Genomic DNA, 14,431 nt, shown 5'->3' on the forward strand with positions numbered 1-14,431 from the left:
GTTTGCTGCGGCGTGAAGGGTCCCACACCGTAGCCTGACGCGCGGTACGGAACCCTCCACCTCCCTCGAGGCGATCCGCCGGGGCCGTTCTTCAGCTCGCCCGGCGCGTGTCTGGCCTGAGGACGTGGGTAGCACTCCATCTACCAGACGCCTCAGCACGTGGTCCCGCAGCGGCAGGCAAGGGAGACGTCAGCTGTCCGCCCCGCCCCGGCCCTGCCGCGACGAAGGCAGCATGCCCCGGGCGGCAAGGGCGGGGATAAGTCGTAGGGCGGTCGCGGCACGCGGCCGCGCGAAGCGCGACCGCCCTACGGGGAGGTGAGCGTGGCGGTTCTTACCGTTCCAACCCCAGGGCCTCGGCGAAGTAGGCGTATTGCAGCGCGAGGCGCTTCGCCGTCTGGTCGAGGTTCGCCGCCGCGCCGTGACCGCCCTCGATGTTCTCGTAGTACAAGAAGGGCTGGCCGTTGGCCTGCATCTTCCTCGCCATCTTGCGGGCGTGGCCGGGGTGGACCCGGTCGTCCTTGGTCGAGGTGAAGAAGAACGGACGCGGATAGTCCTTGTCTTCCTCGAGGTTCTGATAGGGCGAGATCGTCTCGAGGAAGGCGCGCTCCTCGGGGTCGTCCGGATCGCCGTACTCGCCGACCCAGGAAGCCCCCGCCAGGAGCTTGTCGTAGCGCAGCATGTCGAGGAGCGGCACGCCGATGCCGATCGCGCCGTAGAGGTCCGGCCGCTGGGTCATCGAGACGCCCATGAGGAGGCCCCCGTTCGAGCCGCCGAGGATGCCGAGCTGCTTCGGCGTGGTGATGCCTCTTTCGATCAGGTCCTCGGAGACGGCGTAGAAGTCGTCGTAGATCCGCTGGCGCTCGCCCTTGAGGCCGGCCTGGTGCCAGGCGGGACCGTACTCGCCCCCGCCCCTGATGTTGGCGATGACGTAGACGCCGCCGCGCTCGATCCAGAGCTTGCCTTGCGTGCCGGAGTAGCCCGGCAGGATCGGCACCTGGAAGCCGCCATAGCCGTACTGGATCGTCGGCGCGGGGCCGCCCTCCAGGACGTCGTCCTTCGCGATGACGGTGTAGGGAACCTGCGTGCCGTCCTTGCTCGTCGCCTTGTACTGACGGATCGAGACGCCGCCGGCATCGTAGAAGGCGGGACTCGTCTTGATCGCGTCGGGGTCGCCCTTCGCGGGCTTGTAGTAGAGCGTCTCCGGCGTGACCGGGTCCTCGTGCATGAGGAGCATCTCGCCCGTCGCCTCGTCGACCGAGACGACGTCCGCGACGCCCTTGGGCGGCAGGTCGACGGCGCCTTGGGTCCAGCCGTCCTCGCCCGGCGTGAAGCTCAGCACACGGCCGTTGATGTCGTCGAGGAGCGAGACGTAGATCCGGCCCGGGCCGGAGGAGACGCCCTGGACAGCCTGCGTCTTCGACGGCGAGAAGACGAGCTCTGCCGTCTCTGCGGCCGGGTCGTAGGCGACGACCGCGCCGAGGGGGAAGTCCTGGCCGTCATGGGACCAGGGCTCGTTCAGGCTGACGATGATCTGGCCGTCGAGGTACCCCGCGAGGTCGACCTTGGAGGGGAAGGGAAGCTTCACGAAGCGGCCGTCCGGCCCTCGCAGGTGGTGCTCGGAATCGTAGAACGTCACCGCCCGGACGATGCCGCCCAGGTGCTCGCCGCGCTCGTGGTCGTAGATCGAGAAGGGCCAGACGCCGACATCAGTGCTCTCGCCCTCGAAGACGACCGGCGCGTCGGCGATGGGCGTGCCGCGCTTCCAAAGGCGGGTCTTCACCGGGTAGCCGGACTCGGTCGCGCCGTCCGTGCTGGTGCCGACGAGGAGCGTGTCGGCGTCGAGCCAAGCCGTGGACGCCTTCGCCTCTTCGAGCGTGAAGCCGTCCTGCACGAAGCTGCGGCTCTTCACGTCGAACTCGCGCCGCACTGCCGCGTCCGAGCCGCCGCGGGAGAGGGTGAGGAGGCAACGGTCGTAATCGGGCGCGAGGCAGTCCGTACCCTTGTAGACCCAGTTCTCGCCCTCGTCCTCGGACAGCTTGTCGACGTCCAGGATAACGTCCCAGTCCCCGGCCCCCGCGACGTAAGCCTCGGTCGGCATGCGGCGCCACAGGCCGCGAACATGCGCCTGGTCCTGCCAGAAGTTATAGGCGTAGTTCCCGCGCAGCGCGGCGGCGGGGATGCGTTCCTCGGAGGTCAGGATCGCCGCGGCCTCGTCCAGCATGGGCTGGTAGAAGGGGCTCGACTGCAGCTCTTCGAGGCTGCGGTCGTTCTGTCCGCGCACCCAGTCGAGGGCGCGTTCGCCTTCGACCTCTTCGAGCCAGAGGTAGGGGTCGTCGGAAGTCGTCTCTTGCGTCGTCTCGTTCGTCACGGAGTCCTCGCTCGTCTGAGCCTCGCCCGCGCCGATGGCGGACAAGGAAAGGGCGGCACCTCCGGTCAGGAGCGCCGCCCTCAGCGTGTTTCGTTTCATTCGAAGGCCCCTCGCATGGTTCGCGAAGAGCCTAAAGGCGCAATGCGCGGCCTGCCAAGCTCAGCGCTCGGCGACCTGGACGACAGGCGCGAGGTTCGCCTCGACCTGAGCCGCGTCGTAAGCCGCGATGGTGTCAGCGGGCTTCTCGCCGCGGCCGAACTTCACATAGGCGATGGCCGTGTAGCGGTTGCGCTCGCGCAGGTCGAAGTCGTTCGACGGACCCCAGGGGTAGCCGAAACCGTAATAGGGGAAGGGCCGCCCGAAGCCGTAATAGCTGTACGCGCCCGGCCCGTAAGCACCCGTGCCGACCGAGGTGTAGTTGGTCTGCTTCTCGGTGTCGTCCTTGACCACGACGAAGTAGTCGTAGCCGTTCTGGAGCGTCAGCTCCGCCGCACGGTAGAGAAGGTAGTTCTCGACCGTGTCGCGCCCCGTCAGCGAGTTGCCGCGGAAGGTGATGCGGTAGCGGTCGTCTTCGATCTTCTGGTCGGTGAAGCCGTAGCCCGAGCGGCTGCCCTCGGCGGAGGTGTAGGGGGTGGAGGTCGCGCAGCCCGCGAGCGTCAGCAGTCCGGCCGCGATCAGCGCGGCTTTCTGTCCTGTGGTCTTGATCATCTCGGTCCTCTCCGTTCTGTCTAGCTATATATAGCAGGAGCGCCCCGTGTTCGCCGCATTCCCTAGTCAGTTAGCGAAATCATAATGTTACGAAGTATGACGCAAGGCCGTTCGGCCCCCCTGCCCCCCGCCCGCCTTCCCGAGAACCACCCCCGGATCGCGCAAGGCAAGGTCGGCGTGCTGCTCGTCAACCTCGGTACGCCCGAAGGCACCGACGCGGCATCGGTCCGCCGTTACCTGCGCGAGTTCCTGTCGGACCGCCGGGTCGTCGACTATCCGCGCGCTTTGTGGCTGCCGGTCCTCGAGGGGATCATCCTTCGTACGAGGCCGAAGAAGTCGGGCGAGGCCTACGCCAAGATCTGGAACCACGAGGCGGACGAGAGCCCGCTTCGCACCTACACGCGCGAGCAGGCGAACGGCGTCCGCGGGCGGCTGGAGGCGGAGGGCGTCATCGTCGACTGGGCCATGCGATACGGCGTGCCCGGCATCGCCGCGAAGCTGTCCGAGCTTCAGTCGCAGGGATGCGATCGCATCCTCCTGGTCCCGCTCTACCCCCAGTACTCCGCGACGACGACCGCGACCGTGGTGGACGCGGCCTTCGCGCACTTGGCCACCCTTCCCTGGCAGCCATCGATCCGTACCCTGCCGCCCTTTCACGACGAGGCCGCCTACATCGACGCGCTGGCCGAGAGCGCGAGACGTCATGTCGGCCCGGAGGTCGAGAGGGTCATCCTGTCCTATCACGGCCTGCCGCAGCGCTACTTCGCGGCGGGTGACCCCTATCACTGCCACTGCCAGAAGACTTCGCGCTTGCTGCGAGAGGCGATGGGGTGGGACCCGGACTTCGCGCCCGTCGCCTTCCAATCCAAGTTCGGCCCCGAGAAGTGGCTCGAGCCGAGCACGGAAAGCCTGGTCGTCAAGGCCGCCGAGGAGGGCAAGAAGCGCATCGCGGTGATGGCGCCCGCCTTCGTCTCGGACTGCGTCGAGACGCTTGAGGAGATCGGGATCGGCCTCGCGGAGACCTATCATGAGGCCGGGGGCGAGCACCTCTCGGTCGTTCCCTGCCTGAACACGGACGAGGCCTTCCTCGAAGCGCTGACGGACCTCGTCCGGCGGGAGCTTTCCGGTTGGATTCCCGCCGCGCCGTGATCTTCTTCGCCTCGGACGACTTCGACCTGAAGCTGCCCGACGGGCACCGCTTTCCCGGGCAGAAGTACGGCATGTTGCGGCGGGCGCTCCTCCGTGAGGGCGTTCTGCGCGAGGAGCAGGTCGCCTTCTCTCCCCTCGCCGAGCGCGAGGACGTACTGCGCGCGCACGACGCGGCTTACGTCGACGCCTTGGAAGACGGCAGCATCGACGCTCGCGCGATGCGCCGGATCGGGTTTCCGTGGTCCGAGCAGATCGCGCGGCGGGGACGCCGCACGGTAGGCGGGCAGCTCGCCGCGGCGCGGGCGGCGCTGGCCCACGGTCTGTCCGGGCAGATGGCCGGCGGCACGCATCACGCCCATCGCGGCTTCGGCGCAGGGTTCTGCATCTACAACGATCAGGCCGCGACCGCTCTTGCCCTTCTCGCCGAAGAGGCCGTGGACCGGATCGCGATCGTCGACCTCGACGTGCATCAAGGCGACGGCAACGCCTCTATCCTCGGCGAGGAAGCGGCGGTCTTCATCCTCGACGTCTATGGCGAGAAGAACTTCCCCTTCCGCAAGGTTCCCGCGACGGTGAACGTTCCGCTCGCTGACGGCCTCGAGGACGAAGCGTACCTTCGCGCCGTCGAGGCGCGCTTGGACGAGGTCTGGTCGTTCAGGCCGGACATGGTGCTCTATCAGGCCGGCGTGGATCCGCTCGCCTCCGACAAGCTTGGCAGGCTGAACGTCAGCTTCGATGGCCTCGCACGGCGGGACCGCCTGGTCCTCGAGGGGTGCTGGCGGCGGGGCATTCCCTGCTCCATGGCGATCGGCGGGGGCTACGCGGTGCCGATCGAGGACAGCGTCCGCGCTTACGCCAACACCTACCGCGTCGCGTCCGAAGTCTACCGGTTCTGATCGAGGACGCTTCCGAGCGCGTCGATATCCGCGTCCTCCGTGACGTAGCTCGTCACGAAGCGGCGGGCCTTGCGGTCGTACCGGTCGCCGGGCTGCACCCAGTCGTAGAAGCGGACGCCCGCGGCTCGCAACCGATCGGCGAGCGCATCGGGCATGGTGACGAAGACCTCGTTGATCGTCGGCTCCTCGATCAGGCGGACTTCGGGATGATCCTTCAAGCTGACCGCCGCCCGCTTGGCCATTCGGTTGGCCTGCCCGGCGAGGTCGAGCCAGAGGCCGTCTTTCAGATAGGCGGACCACTGAACGGATAAGAAGCGGTGCTTCGACCAGGAGAGGCCCGCGCGCTTCTGCCGCCACGGCAACTGATCCGCCCCCTCATCGCCGAAGAAGATGACGGCCTCGGCCGCCATGCAGCCGTTCTTTGTGCCCCCTAGGCAGAGGACGTCCACACCGGCGCGCCAGGTGAGGTCGGCGGGGCTTCCCGCGCCGCTCGCCACCGCGCCCGCGAAACGCGCACCGTCCATGTGCACCTTGAGGCCGTACCGTCGCGCGACGCCGGATAACGCCGAGACCTCGTCCGGCGAGTAGACGCTTCCCCACTCGGTCGCCTGGGTGAGGTTGAGGACGGCGGGCCTGACCCGGTGGTATTGCGGCGGGTCGTAGACGGACAAGGCCGCCTCGAGGGCGTCCGGCGTCATCTTCCCCGTGGGGCCCGGAACCGTCAGGACCTTCGCGCCGCCTGTATAGAACTCGGGCGCTCCGCACTCGTCGATGTGGACGTGGGCGTGCTCGTGCGCGAGGACCGCGCCCCAGGGCGGTGTCAGGCAGGCGAGCGCGAGCCCGTTCGCCGCCGAACCGGTGGTCACGTAAGCGACGGTCACCTCGCGTTCGAAGACCTCGGAAAGCGCGCGGGTCGCGGCCTCCGTCGCGTCGTCGTTGCCATAAGCCGGTACGCTGCCCTGGTTGGCGGACGACAAGGCCGCCATGACCGCCGGGTGAACCGGCGCCCAGTTGTCGGAGGTGAAGAGCATTCCGGGGCCTCGGCTACGCGTACAGAAACTCAGGGTAAGGATCGATTAGATGTAGGTCCGCATCAGGCGCGAGCAGATGTCGTCCAACTGATCGAGCGTTTCGTAGTCGATCCTGATCTCGCCGCCCGCCTTGCCCTGGTGATCGATAGCGACGGTCAGGCCGAGGGCGGCTTCGAGGTCGCGCTCGAGCGCCTTGGTATCGGCGTCTTTGGAACCCGAAGAGGCCCGCGGCTTCTTGCCCGCCGTCGGGGCCGATTCCTTCTCGGCGGTCGCACTCGCGTCGCGCCCTGCGGCCAGTCGCTCCGTCTCGCGAACCGAGAGGTCCTTCTTGACGACACGGGCCGCCAGCTTCTCGGGCTCCTTCGCGGACAGGAGCGCTCGGGCATGGCCCATGCTCAACCTGCCGTCGGTGACCATGCTGCGGACGGAGTCCGGAAGGGAAGTCAGGCGCATCATGTTGGCGACGTGACTTCGGCTCTTACCGACCGCATCGGCGATCTCTTGCGGCTTTCGGCCGAAGGCGTCGCGCATTCGTGCGTAGGCGTCGGCTTCTTCGATCGGGTTGAGGTCGACCCGCTGGATGTTCTCGATGAGCGCGAGTTCCGCCGCGCTGTCCGCCGTGCCTTCGCGGATGAGAACGGGAACCTCGTGGATCCCCGCTCGCTGGGCGGCCCGCCAGCGACGTTCACCAGCGATGATGATGTAGGCCCCGTTGCGTTTGGGTTGGACGAGGATGGGCTGGAGGATGCCCTGTCGTTTGATCGAGTCCGAGAGCGACGAGAGTTCGGTGTCGTCGAAACGTTTGCGCGGCTGATCGGGGTCGGCGGACAGTTCGGCGATCGGGATCATCGCGACGCTCGGCCCCTGCCCTTCGTCCCCGCTGCGCAGTGCCTGCGTATCGCCGAGTATGGCCTCGAGGCCCCTGCCCAGTCCCTTCTTCGCCATCACCGCGCCCTTTCGCGTTGAATTACTTCCGACGCCAAGCGGACATAGGCTTGGCTTCCGACGCATTTGAGATCGTAGAGAAGCGCCGGCTTGCCGTGCGACGGCGCCTCCGAGATACGGACATTGCGCGGTATGGCCGTCTTGTAGACCTTCTCGCCGAGGTGTTCCCGCACGTTTGCCTCGACCTCTCGGCTGAGATTGTTCCGCTTGTCGTACATGGTGAGAATGACGCCCTGCAGCTCGAGCTTCTCGTTGATCCTCTCCTTGACCGTCGTGATCGTCCGCATGATCTGACCCAAGCCTTCGAGCGCGAAGAATTCGCACTGCAAGGGAACGATCATCGCATCGGCGGCGGCCATGGCGTTGACCGTCAGGAGACCGAGCGATGGCGGACAGTCGATCATCACATAAGTCAGGTCAGGCCGAGCTCGCTTGTAGGCGTCGATCGCGTCTCGGAGCTTGTAGTGCCGGTTCGGCTCTTCGAGCAGTTCGATCTCGGCACCTGCGAGTTCGACGCCTGCCGGGGCCACCATCAGGCGGGGCACCGCCGTCGGATGTTCGATGTCCGTCAGCGCGACTTCTTCTTGAAGCACGTCGTAGGTCGTCCCCGTCCGCTGGCTAGGCGGTACGCCGAGTCCGGTCGACGCATTGCCCTGGGGATCGAGGTCGATGATGAGAACCTGTTCGCCGACAGCGGCCAGTGCCGTGCCGAGGTTTATCGCCGTCGTCGTCTTCCCGACGCCGCCCTTCTGGTTGGCGATGGCGAGGATCCGTGGGTCACGGCCAGGCCCCGAAACGGAGGAATCTGTGTTTCTCAACGGCACAACTCGAGGTTTCGGATGAGGAAGATCGTGGCGTTCGGATCGGTATGGCTTGTGACACGTTCGACGTTCATCCGCCACTCCTTCTTGGCTTCCTCGAGCTCTAGTTCCGCGCGTTGGCCTTTCGGCAAGATAGCCAATCCCCCCTTCGTCAGTCGCCTGCGGACGATAGGGAGTAGCTTCGTCAGCGAGGCAACTGCGCGAGCGCTGACGACGTCGAAACGCCGTTCGATGCTCTCCGCTCGCCGGTTCTCGACGCTGACATTGGTGAGACCGAGCTCACCGATGGCTGTGCGGAGGAAGTTGGCCTTCTTTCCTATGCTTTCGCAAAGCGTGAGCTGGAGGTCGGGCCGTCGGGCAGAAGCGACGATCGCTAGCGGAATGCCAGGAAGACCGCCGCCCGAACCAATGTCGAGAAGAGTCCGGGCATCGTCCGGAATGAGGGGGAGCAGCTGCAAGGAATCCGAATAGTGCCGTGAAAAGCGATCCGCGATCGTGGAGTTCGCGATGAGGTTCGTATGCGCCGTCGTCTCGACAAGTAATTCATCGAAGCGGCTTAGTAGGCTGCGCTCTTGGTCCGAAAGGTCGGGGAAAGGTTGCCCGCTGACATGATCCGCGATCATGCCGCACTGCTCGCACTGCGGCGGTGGGCATCCTTCTTTCTTAGAGCAATCAGGAGGATGGCGAGGGCCGAAGGTGTCATGCCCTCCATCCGGCGTGCTTGACCAAGCGTTTCAGGGCGCGTAGCGACGAGACGATTTCTCACCTCGTTCGAGAGGCCGGAGACGGCATTGAAGTCGAACTCGGCAGGGATGGCCAACCCTTCGTTTCGGGCGACGTCTGCTATCTCTTCCTCCTGGCGGTCTAAGTAGCCAGCATAAAGAGCGTCCGCTTCAAGGAGCGTACGGATGTTCGGGTCGAGGTCGTTTAATTCGGGCCACATACGGGAGAGTTGAGAGACCGATTGACCGGGAAGTCCCAGCAGATCCAGAATGTTGCGGCGGCGGCCGTCCTGATTGACCTGAATACCGGCTTCGACCGCTTCCTGCGGGGTGAGATTGGTTCGCGTTGCCCAGGCACGGGCGTCGGCGATCTTATCTTGTTTCACGTGAAACGCTTGAAGGCGTTCCTTCGAAAGCAAGCCAATCTCCGCCCCCAAGGGTGACAGCCGTTGGTCGGCATTATCAGCGCGGAGGGACAGACGGTACTCGGCCCTCGATGTGAACATCCGATAGGGTTCCGTTACGCCCTGCGTCACGAGATCATCGATCATCACCCCTAGGTAGGCTTCGTGTCGACCCAGGGTGAACGCTTCTCGACCGAGGGCCGAGAGGGCAGCATTTGTACCGGCAAGAAGCCCCTGCCCGGCCGCTTCCTCATAGCCCGTCGTTCCGTTGATCTGCCCTGCGAGATAGAGACCCGGCGCGGACCGGACCTCAAGCGTACGCGCCAAGGCTCTCGGATCGATATAATCGTACTCGATCGCGTATCCGTACTGAACGATCTTGACCCACTCGAGGCCCGATATCGTTCGGATGAAGCTGTCCTGCACGTCAGCCGGTAGAGAGGTCGAGATGCCGTTCGGGTACACGACCGGACTATCGAGGCCCTCGGGTTCCAGGAAGACTTGGTGCGCGGTCTTGTCCGCGAAGCGTACGACCTTGTCTTCGATCGACGGGCAATAGCGGGGCCCGCGGCCCGTGATCGCACCGCCATAAACGGCCGAACGAGCGAGATTTTCCGAAATGATCTTGTGGGTCGTACCGCTGGTGTACGTTATTCCACATGAAACCTGCGGGACCGCTATTTCGCGGGTCAGGAAGGAGAAAGGAACGAGCTGATCGTCGGCAGCTTGCTTCTCTATTCGGTCCCAAGCGATCGTGTTGCCATCTAGACGGGCCGGGGTGCCTGTCTTCAGGCGACCGAGAGGAAGCGAGAGCCTATCCAAGGCATCCCCTAAGGCGTTCGCTGGCTTATCGCCGACCCGGCCCGCAGGTACCCGTTCATCGCCGCGATGAATCATTCCGCGCAGGAACGTACCAGCAGTCAGAACGACGCACTCTGCCTGGACTGTCGTGCCGTCGGCAAGAACTACGCCCTGGCAACGGCCGTTCAGCATCTGAAGATCGACTACTTCCGCTTCAATGGTGGTGAGACCTTCGATCGAGGCGATCTCGCGCTGCATCGCCGCCCTGTAGAGTTTGCGGTCCGCCTGTGCCCTGGGACCCCGCACCGCAGGCCCTTTTGACTGGTTGAGCATACGGAATTGAATGCCGGCCTGGTCGATGACCCTCGCCATCAAACCGTCCAGTGCATCGATTTCGCGAACGAGGTGCCCCTTGCCAATCCCACCAATTGCGGGGTTGCACGACATCTCGCCCAAAGCAGATATGCGATGGGTGATGAGCAGGGTGTTTGCACCGACGCGGGCAGAGGCCGCGGCGGCTTCGGTTCCGGCATGGCCGCCGCCGATTACGATAACGTCTACGTTCGACATACAGGCTTCTCGCGAAAACGTCGTCGGGGTGCAAGCTACAGGTGTTTCACGTGGAACAAGCAGCGACAGCGACGCCCTGTTTCACGTGAAACACTACTTCCCGATGCAAAAGGAAGAGAATATCTCCCCCAACACCTCGTCGGGCGTGACCAACCCAACGAGTTCATCGAGTCGTCTAAGCGTTCGGGAAACTTCGTTCGCCAAGATCTCTGGCTCGACATGAGCATGCGCAACGCAACGCTCAAGAACGGCCACCGCCCCGCGAACGAGTTCGACGTGGCGATCACGGGTCAAAACGGACGCTCCGCCTTCGCCTTGCAGCAACGCTTCCAGACAGTGCTCGAACTGTGCCCAGCCCGCGCCCGTCGTCGCGGAGACGCCGACCCAACCTTCAGGAAGACGTTCTTTCCTTCCGTCGATCTTGTTCGCAACGAAGAGGGTCATCGGAGCTTGTGTGATACGAGCCAGGCTAGGGTTCGTCGCGTCGGCTACGACGATACGCAGATCCGCTTGGTTGGCGGCCGTCTTGGCCCGTGCTATCCCGATCTGCTCGATCTCGTCTTCCGTCTCGTGGATACCGGCCGTGTCGAGCAGCGTCACCAAACGATCGGCGATCGACAATCGGACGGCCACGACGTCACGCGTCGTTCCTGCGCGCTCGGATACGATCGCGCGGTCTTCACCCGCTAGCCGATTGAGTATGCTCGACTTCCCAACATTGGGGGGGCCAGTTATAGCAACCGTCGTCCCCTCCCTGATCGCCCGACCGGCGCTCGAGGCAGCCACGGCTCTCTGCATAGCATCGAGGACATTCTCGAGAGTCGGCATCGCCCTCTCAGCGATTTCCTGGGGGATGTCCTCTTCGTCCGGAAAGTCGATTGCGGCCTCCAAGAAGGCTAGCGCCTTGATGAGTTCCGCCCGCCAGTCGTTCGCCTGCTTTGACAGGCGTCCTCCCAACTGACCCAAAGCTTGACGCCGTTGCGCCTCCGTCTCCGCCTCGAGGAGGTCGGCCAGACCCTCCGCTTGGGCGAGGTCGAGCTTACCGGCTTCGAACGCGCGCAAGGTGAACTCCCCTGCCGCCGCAGCCACGAGTCCCGCCTCGGTCAGGGCTTCGAACAGCCGCCTTTCGACGGCAGGCGATCCATGAAGGTGAAGCTCGACGACGTCTTCGCCCGTGAAACTCGCCGGCGACGGAAACCAAATCGCGAGGCCCTGATCCAGCAAACTGCCGTCGTCCAGCCGTACCGAGACGAGCCTTGCCTGACGCGGCTCACCACGGCCGCCGCAAAACCGGTCCAGCACCTCTCCGGCCGACGGCCCGCTGATCCGGAACAGGGCAACGCCTGCCCGGCCGCCCCCGGAGGAGCGCGCGAATATCGTCGTCCTGTGGCTCACGTGAACCGATCAGTCCTGCCCAGACGTCTTGGAAGCCCGTGCGAAGAGAGTCGCGAAGGCATCCATGCTTCCCACCCCTGCACTCAACGCCTTGTCCCAAAACGCCTTCGGGTCTGCCAACGTATCGACGTTCTCCCGCGTACGCCGCTCCAGCTCGGAGACGAGGACGGCGTTGACACCGCTCAAATCCGGAAGACCAAGAAACGCCCTCGCCTCTTCCGGCGTGCAGTCCACGTTCAAGGTGATCTTCATAACAGCTTCCGATCCGGGACGAAGTCAGGCAGGGGCAGGAACTAATGATCGCGGCTCAAAGGCGCAAGATTATGAACCGTCCGACTACCGCTGCCGTTACCGTCCTCTTCCTTCTTTGTTTCGGGTGTAGTGACCGCGCCGCCTCCCCTGCGCCGGTATCGTCAACGGGATCGCTATCGGCCTACTTCGATTGCATGGATCGTGAGGAGCGAACGCTCGTGGCCGCCCATCGGGGAACGGATGGCCGAATGCCGGAGAACGGACTGGAGTCGATACGGCAGGTCACGGCAACGACGAACGGTCTCGTCGAGCTCGACGTCGCGACCAGCAGCGACGGAGTCTTGTTCCTTCACCACGACGACACGCTCGACCGGACGACGACGGGCACCGGGCCGGCCGACATTCCGTGGTCTGAACTTCGTGAACTCTCGCTGAGAGACGCTGCCGGGCGCGTGACGGCGCAACGCATCGCGAGGCTGGACGAGGTTCTGGATTGGGCCGAAGGGCGCGCCATCCTGGAACTCGATATCAAGCAGGGGACCCGCTACGACGACGTCGCGGCGATCCTGGCAGAAAAGTCAGCAGGCGGACGAGTGGTCGTCATCGCCTATACCCTGGCGCAGGCCCGCCTGATGGCGTCGAAGTTTCCGGACAGCATGATATCGGCGACGATCCGCAGCACGGACGACCTCGAAGCGCTCGTCGCGGCGGGCGTGCCGAAGTCCCGCCTTCTCGCGTGGACCGGGAACGATGCGCCCGACCCCGATCTCTATCGAGCGTTGGACGAGGCGGGGGTCGAGGTGATCTTCGGTACGCTTGGCGGGCGGGACTCCTTCGACGAAAGGATCGCGCGGAGCGGCGAGGACGAGACCTACGCAGCGCTCGGCCGGGACGGGGTCGACATCCTCGCGACCGACCGGCCGGTCGAAGCGTCCGAAGCGCTGCGGGCGGGCGGGCGGTCCGGGGACGGCGCCTGCCCCCTTCCCTAGGTGTTCATCGAGTCGAAGAAGTCTTTGTTCGTTCGGACCTGACGCAGCTTGTCGATCAGGAACTCGACCGCATCCTGCGCGTTCATCGGCGAGAGGATTCGGCGCAGGACGAAGATCTTCGAAAGCTCGCCCTTCTCGACCAGCAGGTCTTCTTTGCGCGTGCCGGACTTGGCGACGTCGATCGCGGGGAAGATGCGCTTGTCGGCGACCTTCCGATCGAGGACGATCTCGGAGTTGCCGGTACCCTTGAACTCTTCGAAGACGACCTCGTCCATACGCGAACCCGTATCGATGAGAGCGGTCGCGATGATCGTCAGCGAGCCGCCTTCTTCGATGTTCCGTGCCGCGCCGAAGAAGCGTTTGGGCCGTTGGAGCGCGTTCGCGTCGACGCCGCCCGTCAGCACCTTGCCGGAGGACGGCACGGTCGCGTTGTAGGCCCGGCCAAGGCGGGTGATGGAATCGAGGAGGATGACCACGTCGCGGCCGTGCTCGACCAGGCGCTTCGCCTTTTCGATCACCATCTCGGAGACCTGCACGTGACGCGTCGCCGGCTCGTCGAAGGTCGAGGAGACGACCTCGCCCTTCACCGAGCGCTGCATGTCGGTGACCTCTTCGGGCCGCTCGTCGATGAGGAGCACGATGAGGTAGCACTCAGGGTGGTTGCTCGTGATCGCATGCGCGATGTTCTGAAGGAGGACGGTCTTACCGGTCCGCGGCGGCGCGACGATCAAGGAGCGCTGACCCTTCCCGATCGGCGCGACGATGTCGATGACGCGGGTGGAGAGGTCCTTGTTGGTGTTCTTGACCTTGCCGTTCGGTCCGCGCTCGAGCGCCTCTTCCGGCGTGATGACCTCCATCTGGAGGCGCTGGTCGGGGTAGAGCGGCGTGAGGTTGTCGAAGTGGACCTTGAGGCGGGCCTTGGCCGGGTCCTCGAAGTTGATCGTGTCGAGCGAGGTCAGGGCGAAGTAGCGCTCATCGGCCTGAGGCGACCGGATCTCGCCGGAGACCGTGTCGCCGGTCTTGAGCGTGTACTTCCGGATCATCTTCGGGCTGACGTAGATGTCGTCGGGCCCAGCGAGGTAGTTCGCATCGGCCGAACGCAAGAAGCCGAACCCGTCGGGCAGGATCTCGAGCACGCCCGAACCCTTGATGTCGACGTCCTCGTCGGCGAGCTCGCGGAGGGTCGCGAAGAGGAGGTCCTGCTTGCGCAGGGCAGAGGCGTTGTCGACGCCGCACTCCTCGGCGAAGCTGACGAGCTCCTGCGGGGTCTTCTCCTTCAGCTCGTCGAGCGTGATGCGGTCAGGCAGCATAGGGGGATGTCCTAGGAAAACGCGCGCGGTGAGGGTCGCTGCAGCGAATAGGAGTTGGGGAGACGCATGG

Annotated in this window: 13 protein-coding genes; 3 read left to right on the forward strand and 10 right to left on the reverse strand. The window is 64.9% G+C overall.

Annotation, left to right across the window (positions count from 1 at the left end; translation table 11 throughout):
• Window positions 1-331: 331 nt before the first annotated feature.
• A complete protein-coding gene (locus GGQ59_RS02600; protein ID WP_183815550.1) occupies window positions 332-2,467 on the reverse strand; it encodes a prolyl oligopeptidase family serine peptidase in 2,136 nt (711 codons plus the stop codon).
• Between the two features lie 60 nt (window positions 2,468-2,527).
• Window positions 2,528-3,076 carry a CC0125/CC1285 family lipoprotein gene (locus GGQ59_RS02605; protein ID WP_183815552.1) on the reverse strand — a complete coding sequence of 183 codons (549 nt, stop codon included), beginning with the start codon at window positions 3,074-3,076 and terminating at the stop codon, window positions 2,528-2,530.
• An 84-nt stretch (window positions 3,077-3,160) separates the two neighbouring features.
• Here GGQ59_RS02605 and hemH point away from each other — a divergent pair, with 84 nt between their 5' ends.
• On the forward strand, window positions 3,161-4,225 hold the full coding sequence (gene hemH, locus GGQ59_RS02610) for a ferrochelatase (protein WP_246408238.1): 1,065 nt from the start codon (window positions 3,161-3,163) through the stop codon (window positions 4,223-4,225).
• Entirely contained in the window at window positions 4,204-5,121 is a 918-nt protein-coding gene (locus GGQ59_RS02615) for a histone deacetylase family protein (protein WP_183815554.1), read from the forward strand. The genes hemH and GGQ59_RS02615 overlap by 22 nt, the downstream gene beginning before the upstream one ends.
• Here GGQ59_RS02615 and GGQ59_RS02620 read toward each other — a convergent pair.
• From GGQ59_RS02620 to GGQ59_RS02650, 7 genes are all read right to left on the reverse strand, one after another.
• A complete protein-coding gene (locus GGQ59_RS02620) occupies window positions 5,109-6,152 on the reverse strand; it encodes a threonine aldolase family protein (RefSeq protein WP_183815556.1) in 1,044 nt (347 codons plus the stop codon). The genes GGQ59_RS02615 and GGQ59_RS02620 overlap by 13 nt on opposite strands.
• A gap of 45 nt (window positions 6,153-6,197) precedes the next feature.
• Window positions 6,198-7,097 carry a ParB/RepB/Spo0J family partition protein gene (locus GGQ59_RS02625; RefSeq protein ID WP_183815558.1) on the reverse strand — a complete coding sequence of 300 codons (900 nt, stop codon included), beginning with the start codon at window positions 7,095-7,097 and terminating at the stop codon, window positions 6,198-6,200.
• Window positions 7,097-7,921 carry a ParA family protein gene (locus GGQ59_RS02630; protein ID WP_425511346.1) on the reverse strand — a complete coding sequence of 275 codons (825 nt, stop codon included), beginning with the start codon at window positions 7,919-7,921 and terminating at the stop codon, window positions 7,097-7,099. Before GGQ59_RS02630 ends, GGQ59_RS02625 begins: the two co-directional genes overlap by 1 nt.
• On the reverse strand, window positions 7,912-8,541 hold the full coding sequence (rsmG, locus tag GGQ59_RS02635) for a 16S rRNA (guanine(527)-N(7))-methyltransferase RsmG (RefSeq protein ID WP_183815561.1): 630 nt from the start codon (window positions 8,539-8,541) through the stop codon (window positions 7,912-7,914). Before rsmG ends, GGQ59_RS02630 begins: the two co-directional genes overlap by 10 nt.
• The gene (gene mnmG / locus GGQ59_RS02640; RefSeq protein ID WP_183815562.1) at window positions 8,538-10,415 is read right to left on the reverse strand and encodes a tRNA uridine-5-carboxymethylaminomethyl(34) synthesis enzyme MnmG; all 1,878 of its coding nucleotides are present in this window, start codon (window positions 10,413-10,415) and stop codon (window positions 8,538-8,540) included. The genes rsmG and mnmG overlap by 4 nt, the downstream gene beginning before the upstream one ends.
• Window positions 10,416-10,508: 93 nt before the next feature.
• Complete coding sequence (gene mnmE / locus GGQ59_RS02645) at window positions 10,509-11,810, reverse strand: tRNA uridine-5-carboxymethylaminomethyl(34) synthesis GTPase MnmE (RefSeq protein ID WP_183815563.1); 1,302 nt, start codon at window positions 11,808-11,810, stop codon at window positions 10,509-10,511.
• Window positions 11,811-11,819: 9 nt separating this feature from the next.
• Complete coding sequence (locus tag GGQ59_RS02650; RefSeq protein ID WP_183815564.1) at window positions 11,820-12,062, reverse strand: DUF6489 family protein; 243 nt, start codon at window positions 12,060-12,062, stop codon at window positions 11,820-11,822.
• Between the two features lie 194 nt (window positions 12,063-12,256).
• Between GGQ59_RS02650 and GGQ59_RS02655 the strand changes: the two genes are divergently transcribed.
• Window positions 12,257-13,051 carry a glycerophosphodiester phosphodiesterase family protein gene (locus GGQ59_RS02655; protein ID WP_281373700.1) on the forward strand — a complete coding sequence of 265 codons (795 nt, stop codon included), beginning with the start codon at window positions 12,257-12,259 and terminating at the stop codon, window positions 13,049-13,051.
• Here GGQ59_RS02655 and rho read toward each other — a convergent pair.
• On the reverse strand, window positions 13,048-14,361 hold the full coding sequence (gene rho, locus GGQ59_RS02660) for a transcription termination factor Rho (RefSeq protein ID WP_183815567.1): 1,314 nt from the start codon (window positions 14,359-14,361) through the stop codon (window positions 13,048-13,050). The genes GGQ59_RS02655 and rho overlap by 4 nt on opposite strands.
• Window positions 14,362-14,431 lie beyond the last annotated feature (70 nt).

It is taken from the genome of Parvularcula dongshanensis (assembly GCF_014199615.1).
Lineage (GTDB): Bacteria > Pseudomonadota > Alphaproteobacteria > Caulobacterales > Parvularculaceae > Parvularcula > Parvularcula dongshanensis.